The organism is Kitasatospora sp. NPDC051170, assembly GCF_044455705.1.
Classification (GTDB): domain Bacteria; phylum Actinomycetota; class Actinomycetes; order Streptomycetales; family Streptomycetaceae; genus Kitasatospora.
On sequence record NZ_JBITFA010000004.1, the window covers coordinates 33,251 to 58,091 of the forward strand.

Below are 24,841 nucleotides of genomic sequence, written 5' to 3' on the forward strand. Positions count from 1 at the left end.
CTGACACCATGCTGACGCGACGGAGCCGAGGAGGCCCCGCCCCTTCGCTGGATGTACTGTTCGGGCGTCAGGACACCCTTGGATTCGGCACCTCGACGGCGCCGCCGGGACTCGGGGGGAATGCCGTGCACATCACGATGCTGGGACCGCTGCGGGCCAGGAGCGGAACGGAGACCGCCGCTCTGGGCGCGAAGAAGGCCCGCATGGCGCTGACCGTCCTGGCCCTGCGCGCGGGCCAGGTGGTCGGTTTCGACGAACTCGTCGACGAACTGTGGGGCGAGGCCCCGCTCAAGAACACGCGCAACTCGCTCCAGGGCATCGTGGCCCGGATGCGCGGATCGCTCGGGCGAATCGGACTGGACGGAACCGACCGGGGCGTGGTGCGCACCGTCGGCAACGGCTACGTCCTGGGCATGCCGGCGGACCGGCTCGACGCCAACCGCTTCCTGCAGCAGGCGAGGGAGGGCCGCGCCCTGATCGGGCACTCGCCGCGCAAGGCCGCCGACCTGCTGCGCGGCGCGCTGGCCATGTGGTACGGGCCGGCGCTGGTGGACATCGCGGACGGGCAGCGCTGCCGCGCGGCCGCGCTCCGCCTCGACGAACAGCGCAGGATCGTCCAGGAGGACCTGATCGCCGCCCAGTTGGAGGCCGGCGAGGCCGGGGCGGTCGTACCGGAACTGAAGCAGCTGCACGCCGAGCACCCCGAACGGGAGCGGCTCAGCGAGCAGTTGATGATCGCGCTCTACCGGACGGGCCGGCAGTACGAGGCGATCGACACCTTCCACCGCACGCGCCGGCGGCTCGACGCCGAGATGGGGCTGCTGCCCAGCCTCCACCTGCAGCGGCTCTACCAGGCGATCATCACCCAGGACGCCTCGCTGTCGCGCTGACGTCACCCGCTGACGTCACCCGCTGACGGAACGCGCTGACGGAACGCGCTGACGGAAAACGCGTGGGGCGGGTACCGGATCGTTTCCCGGTACCCGCCCCACGCACTGCTTCAGGAGTGTCAGACCGCTTCGCTCGCGACCGCCGGGGACTTGACGCCGCCCGCCTCGCCCGCGACCGCACCGCCCGCGGCCTCGGCGTTGGTGTGCAGCTTCGACGGCCACCAGATCCACCGGCCCAGCAGGGCGATCACCGAGGGCAGGACCACGATCCGGATCAGCGTCGCGTCCAGCAGCACGGCGCAGGCCATGCCGACACCCAGCTGCTTCATCTCGATGAAGGTCAGCGAGGCGAACAGGGCGAACACCGAGATCATCACCAGGGCGGCGCCGGTGACCACGCCGGCGGAGCGGGTGATGCCCTGCTCGACGGCCTCACGGACGGACAGCCCGTTCTGGGCCGCCTCGCGGATCCGGCCGACGACGAACACGTGGTAGTCCATCGACAGGCCGAGCAGGATGACGAACAGTGTCAGCGGCAGCCACGCCACCACCTTGCCCGTCGAGTGGAAGTCCAGGATCTTGTCGGCCCAGGTGTGCTGGAAGACCAGCTCCAGCACACCGAACGAGGCACCGGCGGAGAGCACGTTGAGCACGACCGTGACCAGGGCCAGCACGAGCGACCGGAAGGACAGCGCCGTGACCACGAAGGTCAGGGCCAGGGCGAAGCCGAGGACCCACGGCATCTTGTCGACCACCTGGGCGCGGTAGTCCACGTCGTAGGCCACGTCGCTGCCGCCGACCGCCCACTTCACACCGGGCACCTTGCCGATGGTGTTGGGCACGAGGTCCGTGCGCAGCCGGCTCAGGGACGTCCGGGCCTCCGCGGAACCGCTGGTGAGCTGGGTGCCGATGGAGACGGCGGCGTACCGGCCCTCGTGCGAGGTGTTGACCTCGGGCGGCGGGGTGGAGGTGAACAGCGGGTCGTGGGAGGTGCGTTCCACCAGGGTGGCGATGGCGGTGCGCAGGTCCGCGGCGCCCTCGGCCGGCACCTGGGCCACGACCAGCTGGGTGTTGGACTGGATCGGGAAGAACTGCGTCAGCCGCGCCTCGGCCTGCATGGCGGGCATGTCCCTCGGCAGGTCGTCCACGCCGGTGGCCTTCAGCTGAAGGTGCATGGCGGGGACGGCCAGCGCCACCAGCGCGATGGTGGACAGCAGCAGGCTGATCGCCGGGTGCTTCAGCGCCGGGCGGAGCAGGGCGGACCACACCCGGCCGTTGGTGCGGCCCTGGAAGCGCCAGATCAGCGGTACCCGGGGCTTCTCCAGCGCCCGGCCGAAGATGATCAGCATGGCCGGGAGCACGGACAGCGAGGCGGACATCGCGATGGCCACCACCAGGATGCTGCCGGTCGCCATGGCGGTGAAGGCCAGGTTCCCGCCCAGGTAGAGCGCCGCCATGGAGAGGATCACGACGGTGCCGGAGACCACCACGGAGTGGCCGGAGGTGGCGGCGGCCACCTCCACGGCGTCGATCTTGCCGAGCCCGCGGGCCCGCTCCTCGCGGTAGCGCTTGAGGTAGAACAGCGAGTAGTCGACGCCGACCGCCATGCCCATCAGGACGATGAGCTGGCTCACCGCGCCCGGGTCCGGGACGAGCTGCGAGGCGGCGCCCCAGAGGCCTAGGCCGGCGAGGACGGCGGACAGGCCGAGCACCACGGGGACGCCGGCGGCGATGATGGCGCCGCAGACGAACATCATCACGATGAGGGTGACGGGGAAGCTCAGCAGCGTCGCCTGCCCCACCTGCTCGTCCAGCAGGGTGTTGAGGGCGGCCTTGATGGTGTCGGGGCCGACCAGTTCGACCCGTACCGAGGGGTTGGCGTCCTGCGCGCCCTTCACGGCGTCGATCAGGGGCTGCACCCGGTCCGGGGCGGTGTCCTGCTCGCCCTTCATGACCACCGGCACCAGCACCGCCTGGCCGTTGGCCGACGGCACCAGGTCACCGACCGAGGCCACGTCGGCCACGCCCTTGAGGCGGCCCGTCGCGTCCGTGGCGGCGCGCTCGGCGGCCGCCTTGTCGAGGTCGCCGTGGAGGGAGGTCACCAGCAGGGCCTCGGTGGGCGGCTGCGTCAGGCCGCCGGCCTTGGCGAGCGCGGTGGCCTGCGCGGACTGGCCGATCGCCAGGTCCGTGTTGGTGGCCACCTTCGTGCCGGTCTTGCCGCCGACGGCGAGCGCCAGCACGACGAAGAGGACCCAGATCACCACGGCCCACCACGGGTGCCGGGCGCTCCACCGCGCCGTTCGCGTCAGTACGTTCTGGTTTGCCACGTCCGCTCCTAATTTCTCGCGGTCTTCCGCGAAGCGACCTGCATCATCTGGGCGGTGGAGAGCAAGACGAGTCCAGGTGCTCCAAGTGCCGGCCCGCAATGGGCATCCCGGCACCCGCCTTCGGTACTTCACGCTATCGATGGACCGTCATGACGACGCGGGGGAAAGTTCCCTGAGGGAGGTGGACTTTTCTCCCCTATTTTCTGCGGCCGGTGGCAGCCAGGATCGAACCGCGACCCGGAAAGGCCCTGATCCGATCAGGGCCACGGCTCCGGCGTACCCCCGTGTCGGAGCCAGATCCGCGACGCGCCACGGACCGTCCAGGGCCCCGCCGCCGCCCTGGACGGTCAGCTGGCCGTCAACGCCCTGCACCGGCAGACCGAGCCCCTGGGTGAGGCGGGCGCCCGCCGCCTTGACGCACGCCTCCTTGCGCGTCCACAGACGTGCGAAGAGCGCCGCCCGCTCCTCCTCCGGCGCGGCCGCCACGGCGGCGAACTCGGAGGCGGGGAAGTGGCGTTCGGCGATCCTGGTGACGGTGGACGCCTCGCCCAGGCGCTCCACGTCCACGCCGACCGGGCGGGCCGCCAGCGCCACCAGGGCGATGTCGTGCGAGTGGGACAGACTGATGAACAGCCCGTCCTGTCCATCGACTTCGGGCTTCCCGTTCGGGCCCCGGGTGAACCGCACATCCTCGGGCGGGCAGCCCGTTCGCGCCCCCACGACGGCGCGCAGCGCCGCGTGCGCGGTGACGAAGCGGGCCCGGCCGACCGCGTCCCGCAGAAGGCGGGCGCGGGCGCGCTCCCCGTCGTCGAGGTACGCGCCGAGAGCGGGCGGAGGCTGAGGTTCCGCGCCCAGCGGAACGGTCCACACCTCGACGTACGCGGCGTCGATCGCTGTCATGGGGGACAAGGTCCACGGGTCGGCTGACACCGCGCTGACCTCCCGCTGACCGGCGGCCGCGGGCGCTTGCCACTGCTCGGAGCCGCCCAGCAGGATGTGCGCCGTGACAACCTTCCCGAGCGTCGAAGAGTTCACCGCCGCCACTGGCGAACACCTGGGCCACAGCGACTGGGTCGAGATCACCCAGGAGATGGTCGACCGCTACGGCGCCGTCGTCGGCGACGAGCAGTGGATCCACACCGACACCGAGCGTGCGGCCGAGGGCCCCTTCGGCGGGACGGTCGCCCACGGCTACCTGACACTGAGTCTGCTCTCCGGCATGACGGAGACCATCCTGACCATCGACGGCACCCAGCACATGATCAACGTGGGCCTGGACTCGGTGCGCTTCCAGCGGCCGGTGCGCGTCGGGAAGCGGATCCGGGCGGGCGCCACGCTGACCAGCGCCCGGAAGCTGCCCTCCGGCTGCCTGTTCGGCCTGCGGATGGAGGTCGAGGTGGAGGGCGAGCCGGGTGTCGCCTGTGTCGCCGAAACCCGTTCGTTGGCCGTCCCGTGGCCATAAGGTGGATTTTCCTCCCCTGCGGTGGCCGATCACGGTTCCGATAATGGAGGGCAGCGCATCAACGAGGGATGCGGGACCCCAGGGGGAACCGGATGAACGACAGGCAGCACGGCGCATCGGTGATCGGGCGCACGCAACTACCGTCCACCAGCGAGGCGATCACCGGTGTGCGACGCTCCCTGGTGCTGTTCAGACTCTCCCTGTGGGCCATGGTGCTCGGCGCGTGGCTGACCACCGTCTACAGCTTCCTGGCCACCGGCCTGACCGTCGGCCTGCTGCCCGGCAGCCAGCGCGCCGTCCGGCGACTGGTCGACCGGCACCGGGAGTTGGCCCAGCAGTGGTCCGGCGTCGCGGTGTCCTCCAACTACCCCCCGATCCCGGACACCCGGCAGGGGCCGGCGATCCACGCCCTCCTCGTCGCCCGGCACAACCAGGTCTGGCGTGACTGGCGGTTCGTCGTCGTCGACCCGCTGATCGGCGGCGTGATCGCCTGCATCCCGGTGGCGCTGCTGCTCAGCAGCGTCTGGGGGCTGGTGGCCGCGGTGATCGGCCCCATGGTCTCGGAGGACCTGGGCAGCATCTGGTACATGTTCATCCCCGTCGAGGGCCCGATCACCTCGGTGCTCGCCGTCCTGCTGGCCGTCGCGACGGCCCTGCTCGGCCTCTGGGACGCCCCGCGCACCGCCCCGCGCCACGCCCGGTACCTCGCCCGCATCCTGGCGCCGAGCGCCGACGAGGCGATGGCCCAGCGCATAGAGCACCTGACCACCACGCGCTCCGACGCGATGGACACGCAGATGGCGGAGATCCGCCGCATCGAGCGCGACCTGCACGACGGCGCGCAGGCCCGGCTGGTCGCGATGGGCATGACCCTCAACGCCGCCGAGCGGCTCCTCAAGACCAACCCGGACGCGGTGGCGGGCCTGCTCGCCGAGGCCCGCGAGTCCTCGACCAAGGCGCTGGACGAACTGCGGGACCTGGTCCGCGGCATCCACCCGCCGGTGCTGGCCGACCGGGGCCTCGGCGACGCGATCCGCTCCCTCGCCCTGCTCTGCCCGCTGGAGACCGAGGTCACCATCGACCTGCCCGGCCGGCCCGAGCCGCCCGTCGAGTCCGCCGCCTACTTCGCCGTCTCGGAGATCCTCACCAACGCCGCCAAGCACTCCGGTGCCCAGCGCGCCTGGATCGACGTCCGGTACCAGAACGGCATGCTCCGGATGGACATCACCGACGACGGGCGCGGCGGCGCCGACCCGAACCGGGGCACCGGACTGCGGGGGATCGAGCGTCGGCTGGCCGCGTTCGACGGCATCATGGCTGTCAGCAGTCCGCCGGAAGGCCCGACCCTGATCACCATGGAGTTGCCGTGCGCGTTGTCCTCGCCGAAGACCACTTCCTCCTGAGGAACGGCCTGGTGCAACTGCTGACCGCCTACGGCCACGAGGTGGTCGAGGCGGTCGACAACGGCCCCATGCTGCTGCGGGCGCTCACCGAACTGCGCCCGGACGTCGCGGTGGTGGACGTCCGGCTGCCGCCCGACTTCAGCGACGAGGGCCTGCGGGCGGCCGTGGAGGCGCGCACCCGGGTGCCCGACCTGCCGATCCTGCTGCTCTCGCAGTACGTCGAGCCGCTCTACGCCCACGAGTTGCTGACCACCGGCTCCGCGGGCGTCGGGTACCTGCTGAAGAGCCGGGTCACCAACGGCGACCAGTTCATAGACGCCGTCGAACGGGTGGCCGCCGGCGGCACGGCGATGGACCCGGAGGTCATCCAGCAGCTGCTCACCCGCAAGGTGCGCGACGAGCGCCTGACCGCCCTCTCCGGCCGCGAGCGCGAGGTCCTGGAGTGCCTGGCCCAGGGCCGCTCCAACGCCGGTACGGCGGAGGCGCTCTACATCTCGGAGAAGGCCGTGGCCAAGCACATCGGCAACATCTTCACCAAGCTGGGCCTCCCGCCCACCGAGGCCGACAACCGCCGGGTCCTCGCCGTCCTCGCCTACCTCGATCACTGAGCCGTTGGCGCGGCGAGGCCTGCTGCGGATGCGGCAACCGGCTGCGAGAACCAGCCAATTGACGACTTGTCATGGACGCGCGTAGAACGAAGCCGTCGGCGGCCCCCGGGTGAGGAAGAACGGGTGCCGCCGACGACTGCGCGCCGGCCATGGGGCATGCTGCCCATGCCCCAGCGGACTTACAGCGAGGGGTCCTGCATCAGGATCGCCTGGTAGAGGTGGTGGAGCCGGCGGCTCGGCTTGAGCCCGAGCTCGTCGTCGAGCCACTTGCGGGTGCGGTGGAAGATGTCCACCGCCTCCGACTGGCGCCCGCACCGGTACAGGGCGATCATCAACTGCTCACTGAACCGTTCCCGTTCGGGATACTGCCCGAGCAGCTGCTTCAGCTCGGCGACGACCGTTCCGGCCTCGCCGGCCTGCAGCTGAGCGGAGATCAGATCCTCACGGGCGGTCTTGCGCTGTTCGTCGAGTCGCAGTGCGACGGCGCGGCACCATGGGCCGTCGCTGGTGTCCAGCAGAGCCGGTCCACGCCACATCGCCAGTGCGCCGCGAAGGGTGTCCATGGCCTCGTACGGCCGGTCGTTGACCAGGTTCGCGCCCTTTTCCGCTGTGCGCAGGAAGCGGTACGCGTCGACCTCCTGCTCCGAGACGTCCAGCATGTAGCCGTTGTCGACGGTGCGGATGAGTTCCTGCTCCGGCCTCTCAAGGCCGAGTTCGGCCAACGACTTGCGCATGCGCTTGACGTTGGCCTGAAGGGCGTTCCGTGCGTTCTTGAGCGGCGCCTCCCCCCAGAGTTCGTCGATCAGTTCGTCGAATGCGACCACCTGGCCGGCGTTGAGCGCCAGCATGGTGAGCATCACGCGGTTCTTCTTCGCCCGTAAGCCCACGGTTCTCCGACCGTCTCCGATCAGCAGTGGGCCCAATATGGAGATGTGCACCAAATTCCCCGTCCCTAGCGGTGAACTCAAGCCACAAGCTGTCCTGTTTGCAACCTCACGCCCGCCAACAGAGGTCGACATTGTTTGGAACGTCCTGCAAATGGGGAAAGCTCGGGTATCACTCGCGCGGTCAAGTATCCGACGCGCGCACCTCGTCCGGCCATGTACCTTCGTACATGAGTTGGTGAACTTGTGCCACCAGTCCGGCCTGCAGCCGTGACTCCACGCCCAACTTGGCCAGGATGCTGGCGACGTGGGCCTTCACGGTTCTTTCGGTCACGTGCAGCCGGTCGGCGATTCCCCGGTTCGAGTGCCCGGCGCCGATCAGGTCGAAGACCTGCCGCTCCCGCCCCGACAGTGCCCCCACCCGGGTGAGTTCCGCGCGCCAGCGCGCCGACGCGAGGCCGCCGTCACCGTGCAAGCCAACCGCCCCCCGCTTCACGTCCGCCACGAGAACCGCAGCCGCGCCCCCTGGTCCCGGCATGCCCTCCACATGCCGACGAACGCGCTTGCGACTTCACAACTCCCGTAACAAACCACCACAGTGCAGGTGCCGTCAAACCCCTACTCGAGGACGGGCGCGCTCGCGTGCACGCACGATCGGCCGGGCACAGGCCCTGGCCTGGTCCCGACCGATCGTCGTGAGGCTCTTGTTACGGAAGAGTCGTACGCGCCTTAGTCGCCGCCGAGGCCGCCGCCACCATCGCGGGAATCCTCGGTGCGAACCGGGTGCCCTGGCGGGCGAGCCGCGAGGGCCACCAGGTCTTCCAGCCGAGCAGGGTGATCACGGCCGGCAGCACCACGATCCTGATCACCGTCGCGTCCAGCAGCACCGCGCAGGCCATGCCCACGCCCAGCTGCTTCATCTCGATGAAGTTGAGCGAGGCCAGCAGGGCGAACACGCAGACCATGACGACGGCGGCGCTGGTCACCACCCCCGCCGTACGGATGATGCCCTGCTCGACGGCGTCCCGCAGGGACAGTCCGCCGCGCGCCGCCTCGCGGATGCGGCTGACCACGAAGACGTGGTAGTCCATCGACAGCCCGAGCAGGATCACGAACAGCATCAGCGGCAGCCAGGCCACCACCTTCCCGGTGGACTGGAAGTGCAGCAGGTCCTCCGCCCAGGTGTGCTGGAAGATCAGCGCCAGCGCGCCGAAGGAGGCCGCCGCGGAGAGCAGGTTGAGCACCACGGTGATCAGCGCGAGCACCACCGAGCGGAAGGCCAGCATCATGACCAGGAACGTCAGCGCCAGCGCCACCCCGGTCACCCAGGGCATCTTGTCCATGACGTTCGCCCGGTAGTCCACGTCGAAGGCCACGTCGCTGCCGCCCACCGCGAACTCGGCGCCCGGCACCGCGCCCAGGGTCTGCGGGGCGAGCTCCTTGCGCAGCCGGTTCAGCGAGGCGCGGGCCTCCTCGGAGCCGCTGGAGAAGCGGGTGCCGATCGCCACCGTGGTCACGGTGCCGTCCTCCGAGGAGATCACGGCCGGGGCGGGGTCGTGGACGAACAGGTCGTCCCGTTCGGCCCGCTGGATCAGCAGCGCCACCGCCACCCGCAGGTCGTCCGTGCGCGAGGCGGGGACGCGCACCGCCACCGTGTGGGTGTCGGACTGGCTGGGGAAGGACTTCGTGAGGCGCTCGTTGGCCTGCATCGCCGGGATCGACTGCGGCAGGTCGTCGATCCCGGTGGCCTTGAGCTTCAGGCCCAGCGCGGGCAGCGCGAGGAGCAGCAGCGCGGCGACCGAGGCCACCAGGGCCACCACCGGGTGGCGCAGCGAGGGCCTGAGCATGGTGGACCAGAGCCGGGGCTTGACCCCGCCGCCCTGGCGGGTCAGGCGCCAGACCAGCGGCACCCTGGGCGCGTCCAGGTACTTGCCGAAGCGGGAGAGCATCGCGGGCAGGACGGTGAGCGAGGAGATGATGGCGATGGCCACCACGATGACCGCGCCGGTGGCCATCGACTCGAAGGCCAGGTGCCCGGCCAGGTAGAGGGCGCCCATGGACACCATGACGACCACCCCCGAGACGAGCACCGAGTGCCCGGAGGTGGCTGCGGCGATCTCGATGGCGTCGGTGCTGTCGGCCCCCAACGCCCGTTCCTCGCGCTGTCGTTTGAGGTAGAACAGCGAGTAGTCCACGCCTATCGCCATGCCCATCAGCACGATGAACTGCGTGACCGGGCCGGGGTCGGGGATCGCCTGGGAGGTCACGCCCCACAGGCCCAGTCCGGCCAGCACCGAGGACAGGCCCAGGATGACGGGGACGCTCGCGGCGACGATCGCGCCGAAGACGAAGACCATGACGAGCAGCGTGACCGGCAGGCTCAGGACGGTGGCCTTGCCGAGGTCCTTGCTCAGCATGTCGTTCAGCCCGGCCCGGATCGTGCCGGCGCCGACCAGCTCCATCCGGACGTCGGAGTGGTCGGCGTGGGTGCGCTCCACGCTGTCCAGCAGCGGCTGGACCCGGCCGGCGGCTGTCTCGGGGTCCCCGTCCAGGGTGACGGGGACGAGCACGGCCGAACCGTCCGGGGAGGCGACCTGCTCGCCGACCGACTTCACGCCCTTGACGGTCGCCAGGTCGCGGGCGGCGTCCGAGGCGGCGGAGCGGGCCCGGGGGAGGTCGATCCGGCCGCCGTTCCAGGCGGTGACGAGGAGGTTCTCGACGGCGCGATCCTGGAGGCCGCCGCTGCGGGCGATCTGGGCGGCCCGGCCGGACTCGCCGATCGCGAGGTCGGAGTTGGTGGCCTGCCGGGTGCCCGTCATGCCGCCCACGACCAGGGCGCCCACCACGAACGCCACCCAGAGCGCGATCGCCCACCAGGGGTGGACGGCGCTCCACCGGGCGGCCCTGGTGATCACGTTCCTGCCTTCCACGATCACGTTCCCCTCCTCACGAAGACGCACCCGGAATGCGGAGCGACGGGCCGACCCTCGTGAATCTAGTGACGCTCCGGCAGGCGGGCACGGGTACAACTTCGCCGATTCGAAGGGGGGTTTTCTCTACCTGACATCTACCTGACACCGGAACGCGCGCCACGGTGAGCATAGTTACCGGGCGGTACTGGATACCGATACCACATCAGCACCTGAACGTTGAAGGGCAATTCACCAATCGGTGCTACCGATTCGGCATATGTCCCCGGCAACCACGTTTCCACGACCTGCCATTTCCCGCGCCGAACGGGTCCAACGGTTCTACCGGTTCTAACGGGTCCAACAGGTCCAACGGGTTCAACAGGTCCAACGGGTCCAACGGCGCCCATGGGGCCGACCGGTTCAACGGGGCCCCAAGAGGCCCCAAAGAGGCCCTGAGGGGGCCTTGAGCGGCCGACCGGCCGGGTGGGGCCCCACGGGCCCGGCGGACCTACGCGCGGCCGATCTTGCCGTTGTGCAGGCCCTGGAAGAGGTTGAGCTTCTGGATGGTACGGGTGCCCTCCATGAACTCCACCCCCCGGGCGTCCCTGGCGAGCTTGTCGAGCAGCGGGTGGTCCAGCCGCGCGCCGGAGCCGAAGAAGCGCGGCGCGTGCAGCGTGACCTCCTCGGCGAGCTCGCAGGCGCGGGCCTTCGCCGCCGAGGCGAGGTGGCCGTCGGACGGGCGGCGGTCGACGGCGACCGCGGCGCGGTACACGAGCCCGCGGGCCGCTTCGATGCGGCGGCCCAACGTCTCCCACAACTCCCGTTCGGCACCCCGGAGTTCCTTGCGGTTCTCGCCGACGTACTCGTGCGCCGCGCGGGCGATGCCCAGCGCGATGGCCGCGACGCTCGGCCGCAGCTGGTTGAAGACGGACAGGATGCTCCACATGCCCCGCCGAGTCGGCGGCAGGTGCGTGCCGAGGACCCGCTCCGCGGGTACGTGCACCCGTTCCAGGGTGATCCGGGAGAGCTGGACGCCCCGCAGGCCCAGGGTGGGCAGCGGCTCGGCCCGGAAGCCGGGGTCGGAGGTGTCCACGAGGACGGCCATCACCCCGAGCCGCTCGGTGCCGGCGACCCGGGCGAAGACGGCGCCCAGGTCGGCCCTGGCGGCGTTGCCGACGTAGCGCTTCTCGCCGTCGAGCAGGTACGAGCCGTCGCCGACGGGCGTGAGCACGGTGGTCATCTCGCCGATGGCGGAGCCGCGTTCGGGCTCGGTGAGGGCGAAGCACGTCCAGGTGGGCCGCTCGGCGAGGCGGCTGTACATCCAGTCCTTCTGCGCCTGGCTGCCGAGCACGCCGAGCAGCACCCCGCACATGGAGGCGCCGGGGGAGCCGACCATCGTGGCGGCGTCGCCGCGGGCGAGCTCCTCGCTGATGACCGCCTTCTCCAGGGTGGGCATCCCGTGGGCCGGGCCGGCGCCGTGCTCGGGGCCGGTGCGGTTCCAGTCGGGCGGGGCGAGGTGCCCGGAGAGGAGGCGGACGGCGGGCAGGTCGAGGAGGTCGTGGATGGTGTCCGGGTCGCGGTCGAGTTCGACGGCGCCGGCCCGCAGGTCCTCGGCCCACAGCCTGGCGTACCGCTGCGTGGTCAGGAGCGGCTCGGGCAGGGCTTTCACACGTTCCCCCTGGGACACTCTTCGTCGTCGTGCTCGCCGCCGTACACCCCGGCGAGGAGTTCGGAGGCGTACGCCTCGGCGCCGGGCCCGTCGGCGGTGAAGCCGTGCGCGCCGAGCAGGCGCAGCAGGGCCCGGTCGACCGCGGTGATCTGCGCCTGGAGCCGGGCGATCTCGGGCGCGGAGCCCGCCTCCGCGCCGGCCTGCGCCTCGGCGAGGTCGTCGAGGACGCCCTCGATCTCCAGCTGGTCGATCAGCGCGTCCGCCAGGGTGACCTTGACGAACTGCTGCAGCAGCAGCGGGGAGCCCTCGACCTGCCGGGAGGCGAGGTGGGCCACGCAGGTCTCCCGCAGCCGCTCGGAGAGGCCCAGGCGCAGCCAGGCCAGCCCGGTGCCGAAGTGCGGGGTGGCGCTGCGGTCGCTGTCGGTGCTGTGGCCGGAGCCGGGCCGCAGGGCGGCGAGCCCCGGCGGCAGGACGGAGAGGGCTTGTTCCTCCTCCGACTCGTCGAGCCCGTCGAGGAGTTCGCGCGGGGCGATGGCGTGCCCGCCCGGCCCCCGCGGCGTCGCTCCGGGCGAGAGCGCGCGGCTGAGCAGGGTGAGGGCCGGCACGAGGCCGTCGCTGCGGGCGCCGGACCGGGCCTCCCGCCAGGTGTCCCGGACCTCGGCCGGTGCGGTCATGACCGCCTCAACTCCCTCGTGATGAGCGTGCAGTGGGCCAGGAAGTCGCGTTCCCGGTCGTAGTCGGCGAGGACCACCGGCCCGTCCTGCGGGCCGAGGCCGAGCAGCGCCGACCAGCTCCCGGTGGCGGGCAGGCCGCCCTCCACCGTCGTCAACACCTGTCCGTGCGCGGGCAGTTCGACCCCGGCCTCGGAGAATCCGGCCCCGGCCACCACCCCGAAGGGCTCGTCCGGCCAGACCGGCGGCGAACCCGCCCCGGGCCGCCCCTGCGCCTGGCCGCCGAGCGGGCGCCGCCCGCCGTCCCAGTCCACCAGCAGCGCGACCGCCGCGTCCCCGCGCACGGCCGCGCCCTCCGAGGACCCGGGCAGTGCGAAGGGCTGGCTGCCCTGGTCGACGGCGAGCAGCAGCAGCCGTGTCCAGCCGCACCGGCGGGCGTACTCGACGCCCGCCCGCAGCGCGGTGTACGGCGCCAGCGCGCCCTGGTCGGAGACGGCGAAGGCGAGCGGGTCGCCGGGCAGCCTGCGCCGCACGCAGGAGGCGACGAGCTCGGTGTGCTCGAAGTCCGGTGCGGCGTAGGCGATCACGACCATCTGGGGTGCTTCGCCGTCGGCGATCGGGCCGAGGGCGTCGAGCGCGCCGTACGCGAGCTCCACCGAGGTGCGTCGCGGGGAGGCCGCGAACCCTTCCCGGTCGAAGGGCACGCCGTAGGGCTCGGCCAGTTCGCGGTAGTAGTCCTCCGGCGTGGAGGCCGGGTCGTACGGCGCGCCCGTCCCGTCCGGGGCGTACGCGGCCCCCCGGACGAGCCGGGGCAGGGCCGGCACCGCTACGTCGTCGTCCGGCCCGCCGGGGGCCGGGGGCCGGACGGGCGCGCTCGCGCGGAACATGGTCAGGCGCCCGCTTCCGCCGCGACGAAGCCGGCGAGGGAGCCCACGGTCTCGAAGTGGGTCATGTCGAGTTCGTCGGCGTCGAACTGCACGTCGAGGATCTCCTCGATGGTGATGAGCAGTTCGAGGGCGCTGCTGGAGTCGAGGCCCAGCTCGTCGAAGAGCCGGACGCTCTGGTCGACGTCGTTGACGTCCTTGTTGAGGACCTCGGAGAGGCCCTTGCGGACGGCGTCGACGTACTTCGGGTCGGTGTCGCTCATGCTGTACTGCTCCTCGTTCGAGTCGTTCGAGTCGTTCGAATCGCCGGTCGCGAGCCCGGTGGCCGCGAATCCGGGTGTGGTGCCGGTCAGTTGGAGCCCTCGGCGGCGGGGCGGTGCAGCCGCTGGCGGCCGAGCATCGCCTCGACGTCGTCACGCTCGCGGATCAGGTGCGCCTTGCCGTCCAGGACGAGCACCTCGGCCGGGTAGCCGTGGCTCAGGAAGTGCACGGGCGAGGCGGTCGGCCCGTACGCGCCGGAGCGCTGGACGCCGACGAGGTCGCCGGGGCGCAGCGGCGGCATCGGGACCTTCTTGCCGATCAGGTCGTTGGGCGTGCACAGCGGGCCGGTGATGTTCCACGCCTCGGTGGCGGGCTCGTCGAGCCGCTCCAGGGCCACCATCGGGAAGTTGCGCTTGACGTACGAGCCGATGCCGACCGCCGCCATGTGGTGGTTGGTGCCACCGTCGGCGACGGCGAAGTTCTCGCCCATCGAGGTCTTGGTGTAGCGCACCCGGGTGACGTACGTGCCGGAGGCGGCCACGAGGAAGCGGCCGAGCTCCATGATGAGCCGGGTGTCGGGGTGGCGGGTGGAGAAGTCCTCGATCAGCGGGTTGATGCCCTCGGCGAGGACGGCCAGGTCGAGGTCCTTCTCGTTGTCGAAGTAGGCGATGCCGAGGCCGCCGCCGACGTCCACCATCTCGAGCGGGAAGCCGAGTTCGGCGGAGAGCTCCTCGGCGAGGCCGAAGATCCGCCGGGTGTTCTCGACGACCGACTCCTCGGAGAGGATGCGGGTGCCGAGGTAGACCTGGATGCCCATCAGGCGGATGTTCGGGTACCGGCCGGCCAGGCCGGAGCCCTCGGCGCGCAGCAGCTCCTCGTCGGTGCCGAACTGGCGGGGCTTGCCGCCCATGGTCAGGCCCGAACCCTTGACCTGGAAGCTCGGGTTGACGCGCAGCGAGACCGGGGCGACGACGCCGCGCTCGCGCGCCAGCTCGTCGATCAGGCCGAGCTCCTCGACGGACTCGCAGACGATCGAGTAGATGTCCTCGTCCAGGCAGGCTTCGACCTCGTAGCGGCTCTTGCCGGGCCCGAGGAAGATGACGTCCTTCGGCTGGACCCCGGCCCGGCGGGCGGTGACGAGCTCGGTCAGCGAGGACACCTCGGCGCGGGCGCCGGAGTCGTGCAGCAGCGCGCAGATCGCGATGTTGGGGTTGGCCTTGAGGGAGTAGAAGAACTCCAGCGAGGGGTGGACGGCCTCGCGCAGCCCGGCGAAGCGGGTGGTGATCTCCTCGCCGTCGTACAGGTACAGCGGGGTGCCGAACTCCTCGGCCAGTTCGGTGATTCCGAGGCCCTGGACCTCGTAGGGGACGCTCACGATCCGCTCCGTTCCGGGTGGGCCGCCAGGCGGCGGGTGATGTCGGCGTCGATCGCCTCGATGCGGGCGTCGTCGGCGGCGACGAGCACGCCGTACAGGCGGCCCTCGTAGCCGTCCGTCCCGGACTCGTCGGCGGCCGCGGCGTTGACCGTGGCGTAGTTGTTCACGAACAGGCCCTCGGCGCCCGGGCCGGGAGCGGTCAGCAGCAGCCCGTCCAGGAGGACGGCCAGTTCGGTGAAGGGCAGCGGACGGGTGAGCCGCAGCGGCCAGTGCCGGGCCACGGCGACGTCGTCCGCCCCGGCGAGCCCGCCCTCGTGCACCACGTTCTGGTACGTGGACATGTTGTTGCGGGCGTTGATCTCGATGACGGGGTAGAGGCCCTCGTCGGGGTCGACCATCGCGTCCACGCCGACCACGCCGTAGAAGCCGTCGGCGGCCAGCTGGGCGCCCAACTGCTGGGCGGTGGCGGCGATCTCGGCGACCTGTGCCTCGGAGAGCCGGGCCGGGATGCGGTGGCCCTTGTGCACGCCGTTCTCGGTGAGCAGCTCCTTGACGAAGTCGAAGTGCACCGACCCGTCCCGGCCCACCGTGAACTGGTAGTTGAGGTCGCAGCGCTTGGCCACCCACTCCTCGATCACCAGCGCGGTGCGCGGGGCCCCGCCCTCGGCGGCGGCCGCCTTCTCGGCCTGCTGGACGGCCATGCGGTGCAGCCGGCCGAGCCGCTTGGCGGAGTCCAGCACCACGATGCCCTTGCCGGACACGCCGAAGGCGTCCTTGAGCACCACCTTGGTGCCGGCCTCGAGCAGTTCGGACGCGGCGGCCACGGCCTCGGCCAGCTCCTCCAGCGTCTCGCAGGCCCAGCCCTGGGCCTGGCGGATGCCGAGCCGGTCGGAGAGGCGGCGGCTGTACACCTTGCTGTTGACGCGCTTGCAGACCGCCGCGGTGGGCGCGCCCAGGGACAGGCCCGTGCGCTCGGCGAGCTGCTCCTCGATCACGGAGATGCCGTGGGCCGTCAGCCGGGCGCCCTCGGGCGCCAGCGCGGCCAGGGCGCCCAGCAGTTCGGCGTCCTCCAGGGCGTCCTCGCTGACCGTGCGGCGCGGGTCCTGCCCGGCCACCACGTGCACGGTGGGCAGCTCGAGGCCGAGGCCCTCCAGGTAGGCGCGGTAGCCCTCGTCGAGCGGGGTCTTCAGCACGACGTGGTCGTTCTTGCCGCCGAGCAGCAGCGCGAACTCGTCCATGCGGTTCACCACCGCGCTGCCCGCGTGCGAGGCGACCCGGGGCAGTGCCGGCTCGCCGATGGCCCAGTGGTTCTCCACCTCGAAGTTGCCGAGGAACACCAGCGGGGTGTCGGCGGAACCGGTCACGGCGCGCTTGAGGCGCGCGCTGAAGCCGGGGGACGGAAGATGCATGTCGACCTCGCTCGAAAGGTGATCTCGTCAGTGTTCGAGGACCATCGCGGCGAACGTCGCCCCGAGCCCCACGCTGGTCATCAGGTAGCGGTCGCCGGGGCGCAGCCGCCCCAGCTCGGTGGCCTTCTCCAGGTTGATGAAGGGGTCCGCGCCGAAGCAGTGCCCGGTGCTGCCGACCAGGTCGAGGAAGACCTTCTCGATCGGCAGGCCGAGGGCCTTGCAGACGCCCAGCCAGGAGAGCCGGTTGACGTTGTGCGGCAGGACCAGCGCCAGCTCGTCGAGGGAGCAGTCCGCCTCGGCGAGGGCCGCCTCGATCACCTCGTACAGGCCAGGCCCGTACAGGTCCTGGAAGTCCTTGGCGGCGGCCTCGTCCATCGTGAACTGGTCGCCGAAGCGCGGGTACGTACGGCTGGCGTACCCGAGGAGCCGGTTCGGACCGGTGCGGTCGGCGCTCACCAGGACGGCGGTGGTGCCCTCGCCCATCACGGTCACGTCCGGGATCGACTGGGTGTGCACGGTGCACGCCTTCTCGCCGGCCAGGATCAGCGCGAGCGCGTCCGGGTCCGGGTCGGAGGCGAGCAGCGTGCCGGCGAGGTCGAGGGCGAGCAGCCCGGAGGCGCACGCGTGGTGGGAGACGACGAACGCGGAGGCGTGCTCCAGCCCGAGTTCGGCCTGCACCGGCCCGAGGGAGGTCATCGGGTAGGGCAGCGGCGAGGGCATGGTGCGCGCCTGCAGCACGTACCGGACGCGATGCTCCTGGCCTCGCAGTTCCACCAGCTTGGTCGCGGCGCGCAGCAGCAGGTCGGTCTCGCCGGCCGCGGGGTCGCGGCACACCTCGGCGAGACCGTAGAAGCGCTGGTAGCGCCTCAACTGGACGTCCGTGAGCTGGAGTTTCTCCTGGAACCGGGAGATCTGGATCGTGTCGGGAAGGTAGCTGGAGACGGCCGTGATCGACGTCATGCCCACTACGGTCGCTGGCTCCGCTGACGCCCAACTGACGCCGTGCTGACTCCCCGTTCCCCGAAAGCCGCCGGTGGTGGCCGGAAAACGCCGGTAGAACGCCGGGAAACGCCGGGAAACGCAGGAGAACGCCGGGAAACGCGAGGAGGAGCGGGCCCCGGGCCCGCTCCTCCTCCTGCCTGCCGGACCGTCGGGCCCGGCGGATCAGTCCTCGTCGAGGCCGTCCAGCGCGTCCAGCGCGCCCGCGTCGCTCCCGTCCGGGGTCCCGCTGATCGCGTACCCCTGGCGGCGCGCCTCGTAGCAGGCCACCGTGGCCGCCGCCGAGACGTTCAGCGAGCCGACCCGGCCCAGCTGCGGCACGAAGACGACCTGGTCGCAGAGCGCCAGCGTCTCCGGCGTGATCCCGCGGTCTTCGTGCCCGAGCACGAAGGCCACCGCCGGGGTCAGCTCGGCGGCGAACATCGGCACCGCGTCGTCGGCCAGCTCCAGGCCGACGACCTTGAAGCCGTCCGCCTTCGCCGCCGCCACCGCCTCGGCGGCGGTCGGGAAGTGCTCCACCTTGAGGTACTTGTCGGTGCCCATGGCGGCCTTCTGCGCCCCGGAGGAGCGCACCGACGGGGTGTCCCCGGTCAGGTAGAGCTTCTCGGCGCCCATCGCCGCCCCGGTCCGCACGACCGAGCCGACGTTGAACGGCGACTGGAGGTTCTCCAGGATCATCGCGAGCCGGAACTCGTTGCTGCGCCGCCACGAGCGGTGCAGTCGCTTCAGTTCGGTCCCGCGCAACTGCTTCACGACGTCGTACCCCTGCCACTGTCGGTGCCCTCGCCCGTCTCGGGGCGGGGCCGTGCTTCCAGAATCCGGAACCCGTTCACCGAGGTGACCCGGGTGGTCGGGTAGCCCTGCCCGTTCAGCCACGCCTGCAGCGAGTCCGAGCCCAGGTGCTTCTGCACCACCAGGAACGCCGAGCCGTCGGGGGTCAGCCGCCCGAGCCAGTGCGTCAGCAGCCGGCGCAGCTCCGCCTTGCCGATCCGGATCGGCGGGTTGGAGTAGATGGTGGCGAACCGCAGGTCCTCCGGGACGTCCTCGGGCCGCGACGCCTGGACGTTGCCCAGCCGCAGCTCCTGCGCGTTCAGCCGGACGAGCTCCAGCGCCCGGTCGTTCACGTCCACGGCCCACACCGGCAGCCGCTTGCGGCGGCTCGCCCAGGTCAGCGCGATCGGGCCGTAGCCGCAGCCGACGTCCAGGATCGGGCCGCGCACCCGCGGCGGCGGGGCGTGCTCCAGCAGGATGCGGGTGCCCTTGTCGAGGCCGCCGTGGGAGAACACCCCGGTGTCGGTGGTCAGTTCCAGGGTGAGGTCCGGCAGGGAGACCGTGATCGGCCTGCGCTCGCTGGCGACCTCGGGTGCACTGGAGAAGTAGTGCGAGCCGGACATGCGATTCCTGTTGTTCGTGAGCCCTTGGTACGGCACCGATCGTACCCCGGTGGCCCCCACCGGGGTTCCGGTCGGCCTTCGCGCTACAGGGCGCCGGGGGTCTTGCGGGTGGTGATGTTGATCCGGTTCCAGGTGTTGATCGTGAAGCAGACCGAGACCAGGTGCGCCAGCTCCTCGTCCTCGAAGTGCGCGGCCGCCCGGGCGTACGCGGCGTCCGAGACCCCGCCGCCGATCCCGGCGATCTCCTCCGCGAGGGCCAGCGCGGCCCGCTCCTTCTCGCTGTAGACCCCGGCCGGGGCCTCGTGCCACACCGGCAGCAGGTAGATCCGCTCGTCGCTCTCGCCGGCCTTGCGGGCGTCCTTGGTGTGCATGTCCAGGCAGTAGGCGCAGTTGTTCAGCTGCGAGGTGCGCATCTGCACCAGCTCGACCAGCGCCGGGTCCAGGCCCTCCCGGGCGGCCGCGTCCAGGGCGATCATCGCGCGGAACACCTTGGGGACGGTGCGGGCGTAGTCGAGGCGGCGGGCGGGGGTCTCGGTGATCTCGTTCGTCGTCATGACTACGACTCTAGGGGCCGAATGCACCCCTTCCTCGGGTCATTCAAGGACTGCTTTCATGGGTCAATTCGAGCCCGCTGCCGTCGCGCCGGGCGGCACGGCGGCGGATACTGCGAGTACCGCCACCACCGAGGACGGACGCCATGCCGCAGAACCACGAGGACTACCTGATCGACGAGACCGTCGAGACCGTCGAGCCGGACGAGGCGGCCCCCGAGGGCGACGAGTACGACGAGGTCGCCGAGCGCCGTGCCGTCGGCGCCGACCCGGCCACGGACCTCGCGGACGCCGCCGAGCAGAGCCGGGTCGTGCAGCTCGACGAGGACGAGTACCGGGAGTAGGCGCCCTACAGCGCCCGGCGCCGCTGAAGCCAGGCCATCGCCGCCCAGCCCGGCAGCACCGGCAGGATCAGCGTCAGCAGCCGGAACAGCACCACGGACGCCGTCGCGCCCCCCTCCTCCATCGACGCCGTGCTCTGCAACAGCGTGACCAGCGTGAACTCCACCGCCCCGGCCCCGCCCGGGGTCGGGGCCGTGTTCCCCACCGCGCTGCCCACCAGCAGCACCAGCGCCACCGCGGCGTACGACGGCTGCCGGCCGACCGCCTGCGCGCAGCAGTACAGGCAGGTGATCAGGAAGATCGACACCAGCAGCTGCCCGGTCACCCCGACCGCCAGCCGCCCCGGGCTGCGCAGCAGGTCCAGCAGCCGGGGCAGCACCTCGGCGGTCAGCGGCCGCAGCCGCGCCGCCAGCCACCGCCGCGCCGGCGCGATCGCCGACACCACCGTCAGCAGCGCGGCCGCCACGGCCAGCCCGCCCACCACGGTGGGCAGCACCTTGAGCTCCGAGCCGCCGCCGGGCTGGAAGTCCAGCAGGTAGACGAAGGCGCCGATCTGCAGCAGGTGCAGCACCAGGCCGATCAGGTTGCTCACCCCGACGCTGGACAGCGCCTGGGCGGTCGGGATCCCGGCCTTCTGCAGCAACCGGGTGTTCAGCGCGATCCCGCCGACGCCCCCGGGCGAGACCAGCTTCACGAAGGACCCGGCGAGCTGCGCCAGCACCACGTTGCGGAACTCCAGCCGCTCCGGCACGAACCCGGCGAACCCCACCCCCGCCGCGACGTGGCTCGCCGCCGCGGCGAGCACCGCCAGCGCCAGCCACCACGGATCGGCGTCCCCCAGCACCGCGACCGGGTTCTCCTCCGCCGCGAACAGCTGCGGGATCAGCCACCACGCGGCCACCACCCCGCCCACGACGGCCAGCAGCGTCCGCGGCCGCAGCCGCTCCACCCGCACCGGCCGGCCCACCCCCTGCGCCCGCCCGCGCAGCACCTCCGCCCTGATCTCCTCCAGCAGCCCGCCGCCCTCCTCGGAGGGGTGGCGCTTGAGGGCCTGGCGGATCGGGCCGGGGAACGCGATCGGCTGGAGCACGGGCAGCGCGGCGAGCACCGGCTCGGGGCCGAGCACGGCGATGGCGGCGCGGACGGTACGGGCGGCGCCCGCGCGCAGGGCGAGCACGGTGAGCAGCTGGGCGATGTCGAAGGCCAGGACGAGTTCGCCGGCCGCGATGTCCCCGTCCGCGAAGTCGACGAGGTGCACCGCGCCCTCCCCGTCCACGACGACCGCGGTGGGCACCAGCGTCCGGTGGGCGATCTCGCGGCGCTGGAGCAGGGCGAGCTGCCGCCAGGCGTCGGCGAGGAGCCCGTCGGTGAGCTCCTCGTCGTCGAGCCGGTCCAGGGTGCGCCCGGCGAGGGCCTCGTACGCGATGAGCGCGGTGTCGGGCCCGATGCCCGCGGTGGCGGCGATGCGCCGGGTGCGGACGCCCGCGGCGACGGCCGCGTACGTGACCAGGGCCTCGTGCTCCAGCCCGGCGCGCGGGGAGCGCAGCGTGCGCGGGTGCGGCGCGGTGTGCAGCCGCAGCCGGCGCCAGGCGCGCTGGACGGCGGCGGCCTTGACGGCCTGCCGGTCGAGGAGCTGGACGTCGAGCTCGGGCCGGCCGTCGGCCTGCCGGACGCGGTAGCGGTCGGGCCCGGCGGGCTGCGCCTCGACGGGCCGCAGCCCGCTCTCCCGCAGGGCCCGCAGCACCTCCCCGGGCCGGGGCCGGGGGTCGGGGGTGCCGACGGCGTAGAGGGTGCCGTGGGCGACGGTCCAGCCGGTGAGCAGGCCCAGGACCAGCGCGCTGGGCGTGGTGTACCGGCCGGCGAGCCCGGCGGCGCAGGAGAGCGCGAGGACGGCCCAGGGCACCCGGCGCTCCCGGCTGCCGGAGGCGGTCATGAAGGCGAGGACGGGTGCGAGGTACCCGTACACGATGGCGGTGTGCCCGTGGTCGCCGCCCGGCAGCGGCTGGGTGAGCGCGGCGAGGAGCGAGTCCGGGGCGAGCCGTTCGCAGCCGAGGTCGAGCAGGAGGGTGGCCCCGTACGCGAGGACGGCGGCGAGCAGCCCGTCGGAGACCTGCTGGAGGGCCCGCCGCCGGTCGGGCCCGAACAGGCGCCGGGCGGCGAGCGCGACCGGGACGAGCAGGGCGGCGCCCGTGGTGAGGCCCTCGGCGATCCGGGCGAGCGGCCGCGGTACGAGGGCGGCGGCGTCCGCGACGTCGGAGGCGAGGCCCCCGGTGGTGGCGCGGGCGTAGTCGGCGAGCAGCAGGGCGAGCGCGACGACGGCGAGCCCGGTGAGCAGCCGGATCAGCGCGGCGGGCTGCCGGACCCGGCCGTTGCCGGCCTCCGGTATCCCCCCGGCCCCCTGGCCGCCCTGAACGGCGCCCTGAACCGCGCCCTGATCCTCGCCGCGGACCTCGTCCTGCACGCCGCTCGTTCTCCCCGTCACGATCGCCACGGGGGGCATGCTGTCATGCCGCCGGGGCAGGGCGTGTCGTGAACGGGCGGGGCGGGGGCCGTCACTACCCTCGTCGACCATGAGCGCCTGCGAAGACCTCGCCGCGGCACCCCGGACCATCGATCCCCTCCCGCCCGTCGACGGCTGCGCCGACTGCCTGGCCCACGGCAGCCGGGACTGGGTGCACCTGCGGATCTGCCTGGACTGCGGCCACATCGGCTGCTGCGACTTCTCGCCGCAGCGCCACGCCACCGCCCACTTCCACGACTCCTCCCACCCGGTGATCCGCTCGTACGAGCCGGGGGAGGACTGGCGCTGGTGCTTCGTCCACGAGGTCATGGGCTGACGGCCCGGCCCCGGGGCCGTTCGGGTGGCGCGGGCGCCCCGGCTCGGTAAAATCCGGACATAACGCCCGTGCGGGCCCGCCCGACGCCTCCGTCCGGCCGGCACCCGCCGAAGGGAGGCCGACGATGACCAGACGATCACCGGGCAGCACCGCCCAGCTCCGCCAGGGCACCCAGGACCTGCTGCAGCGCCGGGGCATGGAGAGCACCCCCAGCAGGCTCGGACCGCAGCCGGGCGCCGGCGTCACGGCCGCCGCCTCCGCCGGACCGGGCGGCGCCGACGCCTTCCGCCACGGCGGACGCGACGCGGCGGGCTCCGTGATGCACGCGGCCCCGGCGATGCACGCCGAACTCAAGGGCCACCGCCACCGCGGCGCCGAGAAGCACTCCGCCCACTGACGCGGGCCCGCTCAGGGGCGGGCCGACCGGAAACCCGCTGGTCGCCCCGCCCTTGACGCCCGTTCGGGCCGTTGTCGGTGCCGTGCGCTACGTTCGTCCGGCAGATCGGATCGAGAGAGCACGACGGGGGCGCAGGATGTCCGAGGTCATCACCGAGGAGCCGGTCGAGGTCCAGCTGGAGCGGCACCGCACCGAGCTGACGGGGTACTGCTACCGCATGCTCGGCTCGGTCTTCGAGGCCGAGGACGCGGTGCAGGAGACGATGATCCGCGCCTGGCGCCACCACCAGGGCTTCGAGGGCCGTGCCGCCCTGCGCTCCTGGCTGTACCGCATCGCCACCAACGTCTGCCTGGACGCGCTGAACGCCCGCAACGGCCGGGCCCGCCCGATGGACCTGGCCGGCCCGGTGACGGTCGCCACCGCGAGCGACGCCCAGCTGCCCGAGGTCACCTGGATCGGCCCGGCGCCGGACGGCCGGGTGCTCCCCGAGACGGGGGACCCGGCGGACGTCGCCTCCCAGCGCGAGTCGGTGAAGCTGGCCTTCGTCGCCGCGCTGCAGCGCCTCGCGCCCCGCCAGCGCGCGGTGCTGATCCTGCGCGAGGTGCTCGCCTGGAAGGCCGCCGAGGTGGCCGAACTGCTCGGCGTCACGGTGGCCTCCGTCAACAGCGCGCTCCAGCGCGCCCGCGCCGTCCTCGCCGCCGAGGGCGAGTCCGCCCGCCCGGCCAGGGAGCTGGACGAGGACCACCGCGCCCTGCTGGACCGCTACGTCCGCGCCTTCGAGGCGTACGACATGGAGGGCCTGGCGGCGCTGCTGCACGAGGACGTCACGCTCAACATGCCGCCGTTCGCGATGTGGCTGCGCGGCCGGGGCGAGATCGAGGCGTGGATGCTCGGCCCGGGCCACGGCTGCCGCGGCTCCCGGCTGCTCCCCGTGACGGCCAACGGCGGCCCGGCCTTCGCCCAGTACCGTCCGAGCCCCGAGGGCGGGCACGAGCCCTGGGCGCTGATCGTGCCGGAGGTGTCAGAGGGCCGGATCACCGGGCTCACCAACTTCCTCGACACGGACGTGCTGTTCCCGCTGTTCGGCCTCCCGCCCCGCCTTCCCGCGGCCGAGTAGCTCCTCGACCAGCCCGTCGGGCAGCCCCTCGACCAGGCCGTCGAGCAACCCGTCGAGCAACCCGTCGGGAACGGCGGGTACGGCGGGCAGGTCCTCGACGGGCCCCGGCAGCAGCGCCGCGAGCCCGCTGAACGCGAGCAGCTCCCTCAGCGGGCCGCCCGCGTTCAGCAGCACCACGCCCACCCCGTGCCGCCCGGCGGCCAGGCGCAGCCGGGCGAGCGCGTCGACGACGGCCAGGTCGGGGGCGGTCAGCGCGCCCAGGTCACAGGTGACGGCGGGGGCGCGGGCGGGCACGGGTACGGCGGTTCGGGTCGGATCCATGCTCCTAGGACCGTCCGCCCGGCCCGCTCTCATCGCTCGGCCCCCTGATGCCCCGGAAAAAAAGCTTTTCGAGGAAATCCCGCTCGGAGCGATGAGTTCCGCCCGCACCCTCGGTCCTACCCCGTGAA

The 24,841-nt window shown here is 72.3% G+C and carries 25 protein-coding genes; 8 read left to right on the forward strand and 17 right to left on the reverse strand.

Going from position 1 to position 24,841, the window contains the following annotated elements; all coding sequences use genetic code 11:
* Window positions 1-125 precede the first annotated feature (125 nt).
* Complete coding sequence (locus tag ACIBCA_RS10200; protein WP_396282430.1) at window positions 126-890, forward strand: BTAD domain-containing putative transcriptional regulator; 765 nt, start codon at window positions 126-128, stop codon at window positions 888-890.
* 119 nt (window positions 891-1,009) lie between these two features.
* Here ACIBCA_RS10200 and ACIBCA_RS10205 read toward each other — a convergent pair whose 3' ends face one another.
* Window positions 1,010-3,217: an MMPL family transporter gene (locus tag ACIBCA_RS10205; RefSeq protein WP_396282431.1), complete on the reverse strand. Its 2,208-nt coding sequence runs from the start codon at window positions 3,215-3,217 to the stop codon at window positions 1,010-1,012.
* 147 nt (window positions 3,218-3,364) lie between these two features.
* Window positions 3,365-4,117 carry a 4'-phosphopantetheinyl transferase family protein gene (locus ACIBCA_RS10210; protein WP_396282432.1) on the reverse strand — a complete coding sequence of 251 codons (753 nt, stop codon included), beginning with the start codon at window positions 4,115-4,117 and terminating at the stop codon, window positions 3,365-3,367.
* A 103-nt stretch (window positions 4,118-4,220) separates the two neighbouring features.
* On the opposite strand from ACIBCA_RS10210, the gene ACIBCA_RS10215 reads away from it, so the two are divergent.
* The 3 genes from ACIBCA_RS10215 to ACIBCA_RS10225 all read left to right on the forward strand — a co-directional run bounded on the left by ACIBCA_RS10215 (window position 4,221) and on the right by ACIBCA_RS10225 (window position 6,690).
* Window positions 4,221-4,679: a MaoC family dehydratase gene (locus tag ACIBCA_RS10215; RefSeq protein ID WP_396282433.1), complete on the forward strand. Its 459-nt coding sequence runs from the start codon at window positions 4,221-4,223 to the stop codon at window positions 4,677-4,679.
* Window positions 4,680-4,771: 92 nt separating this feature from the next.
* Window positions 4,772-6,082 (forward strand): sensor histidine kinase, encoded by a 1,311-nt coding sequence (locus ACIBCA_RS10220; RefSeq protein ID WP_396282434.1) that lies wholly within the window; start codon window positions 4,772-4,774, stop codon window positions 6,080-6,082.
* Window positions 6,046-6,690 (forward strand): LuxR C-terminal-related transcriptional regulator, encoded by a 645-nt coding sequence (locus tag ACIBCA_RS10225; protein WP_396282435.1) that lies wholly within the window; start codon window positions 6,046-6,048, stop codon window positions 6,688-6,690. Before ACIBCA_RS10220 ends, ACIBCA_RS10225 begins: the two co-directional genes overlap by 37 nt.
* A gap of 179 nt (window positions 6,691-6,869) precedes the next feature.
* On the opposite strand, the gene ACIBCA_RS10230 is transcribed toward ACIBCA_RS10225, so the two are convergent.
* The 13 genes from ACIBCA_RS10230 to ACIBCA_RS10290 all read right to left on the reverse strand — a co-directional run bounded on the left by ACIBCA_RS10230 (window position 6,870) and on the right by ACIBCA_RS10290 (window position 19,702).
* Window positions 6,870-7,547, reverse strand: a complete 678-nt coding sequence (locus tag ACIBCA_RS10230) for a BTAD domain-containing putative transcriptional regulator (RefSeq protein ID WP_396282923.1) — start codon at window positions 7,545-7,547, stop codon at window positions 6,870-6,872.
* A gap of 211 nt (window positions 7,548-7,758) precedes the next feature.
* A complete protein-coding gene (locus ACIBCA_RS10235) occupies window positions 7,759-8,079 on the reverse strand; it encodes a helix-turn-helix transcriptional regulator (protein WP_396282436.1) in 321 nt (106 codons plus the stop codon).
* 202 nt (window positions 8,080-8,281) lie between these two features.
* On the reverse strand, window positions 8,282-10,510 hold the full coding sequence (locus ACIBCA_RS10240) for an MMPL family transporter (protein WP_396282437.1): 2,229 nt from the start codon (window positions 10,508-10,510) through the stop codon (window positions 8,282-8,284).
* A gap of 484 nt (window positions 10,511-10,994) precedes the next feature.
* Window positions 10,995-12,155: an acyl-CoA dehydrogenase family protein gene (locus tag ACIBCA_RS10245; RefSeq protein ID WP_396282438.1), complete on the reverse strand. Its 1,161-nt coding sequence runs from the start codon at window positions 12,153-12,155 to the stop codon at window positions 10,995-10,997.
* The gene (locus ACIBCA_RS10250) at window positions 12,152-12,829 is read right to left on the reverse strand and encodes an acyl-CoA dehydrogenase family protein (RefSeq protein WP_396282439.1); all 678 of its coding nucleotides are present in this window, start codon (window positions 12,827-12,829) and stop codon (window positions 12,152-12,154) included. The genes ACIBCA_RS10245 and ACIBCA_RS10250 overlap by 4 nt, the downstream gene beginning before the upstream one ends.
* Window positions 12,826-13,713: a hypothetical protein gene (locus tag ACIBCA_RS10255; RefSeq protein ID WP_396282440.1), complete on the reverse strand. Its 888-nt coding sequence runs from the start codon at window positions 13,711-13,713 to the stop codon at window positions 12,826-12,828. The genes ACIBCA_RS10250 and ACIBCA_RS10255 overlap by 4 nt, the downstream gene beginning before the upstream one ends.
* A gap of 2 nt (window positions 13,714-13,715) precedes the next feature.
* A complete protein-coding gene (locus tag ACIBCA_RS10260) occupies window positions 13,716-13,973 on the reverse strand; it encodes an acyl carrier protein (protein ID WP_031072414.1) in 258 nt (85 codons plus the stop codon).
* 86 nt (window positions 13,974-14,059) lie between these two features.
* Window positions 14,060-15,346: a type III PLP-dependent enzyme gene (locus ACIBCA_RS10265; protein WP_396282441.1), complete on the reverse strand. Its 1,287-nt coding sequence runs from the start codon at window positions 15,344-15,346 to the stop codon at window positions 14,060-14,062.
* Entirely contained in the window at window positions 15,343-16,755 is a 1,413-nt protein-coding gene (locus tag ACIBCA_RS10270) for an ATP-grasp domain-containing protein (RefSeq protein WP_396282442.1), read from the reverse strand. Before ACIBCA_RS10270 ends, ACIBCA_RS10265 begins: the two co-directional genes overlap by 4 nt.
* A 27-nt stretch (window positions 16,756-16,782) precedes the next feature.
* On the reverse strand, window positions 16,783-17,715 hold the full coding sequence (locus ACIBCA_RS10275; RefSeq protein WP_396282443.1) for a 3-oxoacyl-[acyl-carrier-protein] synthase III C-terminal domain-containing protein: 933 nt from the start codon (window positions 17,713-17,715) through the stop codon (window positions 16,783-16,785).
* A gap of 204 nt (window positions 17,716-17,919) precedes the next feature.
* Window positions 17,920-18,507 (reverse strand): TrmH family RNA methyltransferase, encoded by a 588-nt coding sequence (locus ACIBCA_RS10280; RefSeq protein ID WP_396282444.1) that lies wholly within the window; start codon window positions 18,505-18,507, stop codon window positions 17,920-17,922.
* Window positions 18,504-19,148 (reverse strand): class I SAM-dependent methyltransferase, encoded by a 645-nt coding sequence (locus ACIBCA_RS10285; RefSeq protein ID WP_396282445.1) that lies wholly within the window; start codon window positions 19,146-19,148, stop codon window positions 18,504-18,506. The genes ACIBCA_RS10280 and ACIBCA_RS10285 overlap by 4 nt, the downstream gene beginning before the upstream one ends.
* An 83-nt stretch (window positions 19,149-19,231) precedes the next feature.
* Window positions 19,232-19,702 (reverse strand): carboxymuconolactone decarboxylase family protein, encoded by a 471-nt coding sequence (locus ACIBCA_RS10290; protein ID WP_396282446.1) that lies wholly within the window; start codon window positions 19,700-19,702, stop codon window positions 19,232-19,234.
* 143 nt (window positions 19,703-19,845) lie between these two features.
* On the opposite strand from ACIBCA_RS10290, the gene ACIBCA_RS10295 reads away from it, so the two are divergent.
* Complete coding sequence (locus tag ACIBCA_RS10295) at window positions 19,846-20,043, forward strand: hypothetical protein (protein ID WP_396282447.1); 198 nt, start codon at window positions 19,846-19,848, stop codon at window positions 20,041-20,043.
* 5 nt (window positions 20,044-20,048) lie between these two features.
* On the opposite strand, the gene ACIBCA_RS10300 is transcribed toward ACIBCA_RS10295, so the two are convergent.
* Window positions 20,049-22,532: a lysylphosphatidylglycerol synthase domain-containing protein gene (locus tag ACIBCA_RS10300; protein ID WP_396282448.1), complete on the reverse strand. Its 2,484-nt coding sequence runs from the start codon at window positions 22,530-22,532 to the stop codon at window positions 20,049-20,051.
* Window positions 22,533-22,611: 79 nt separating this feature from the next.
* On the opposite strand from ACIBCA_RS10300, the gene ACIBCA_RS10305 reads away from it, so the two are divergent.
* The 3 genes from ACIBCA_RS10305 (at window position 22,612) to ACIBCA_RS10315 (ending at window position 24,392) form a co-directional block, all read left to right on the forward strand.
* Entirely contained in the window at window positions 22,612-22,878 is a 267-nt protein-coding gene (locus tag ACIBCA_RS10305) for a UBP-type zinc finger domain-containing protein (protein ID WP_396282449.1), read from the forward strand.
* Window positions 22,879-23,002: 124 nt separating this feature from the next.
* Entirely contained in the window at window positions 23,003-23,275 is a 273-nt protein-coding gene (locus ACIBCA_RS10310; protein ID WP_396282450.1) for a hypothetical protein, read from the forward strand.
* 136 nt (window positions 23,276-23,411) lie between these two features.
* Complete coding sequence (locus tag ACIBCA_RS10315; RefSeq protein ID WP_396282451.1) at window positions 23,412-24,392, forward strand: sigma-70 family RNA polymerase sigma factor; 981 nt, start codon at window positions 23,412-23,414, stop codon at window positions 24,390-24,392.
* Here ACIBCA_RS10315 and ACIBCA_RS10320 read toward each other — a convergent pair.
* Window positions 24,297-24,713, reverse strand: coding sequence for an STAS domain-containing protein (locus ACIBCA_RS10320; protein WP_396282452.1), 417 nt, complete (start codon window positions 24,711-24,713; stop codon window positions 24,297-24,299). The two genes, ACIBCA_RS10315 and ACIBCA_RS10320, sit on opposite strands and share 96 nt — an antisense overlap.
* Window positions 24,714-24,841 lie beyond the last annotated feature (128 nt).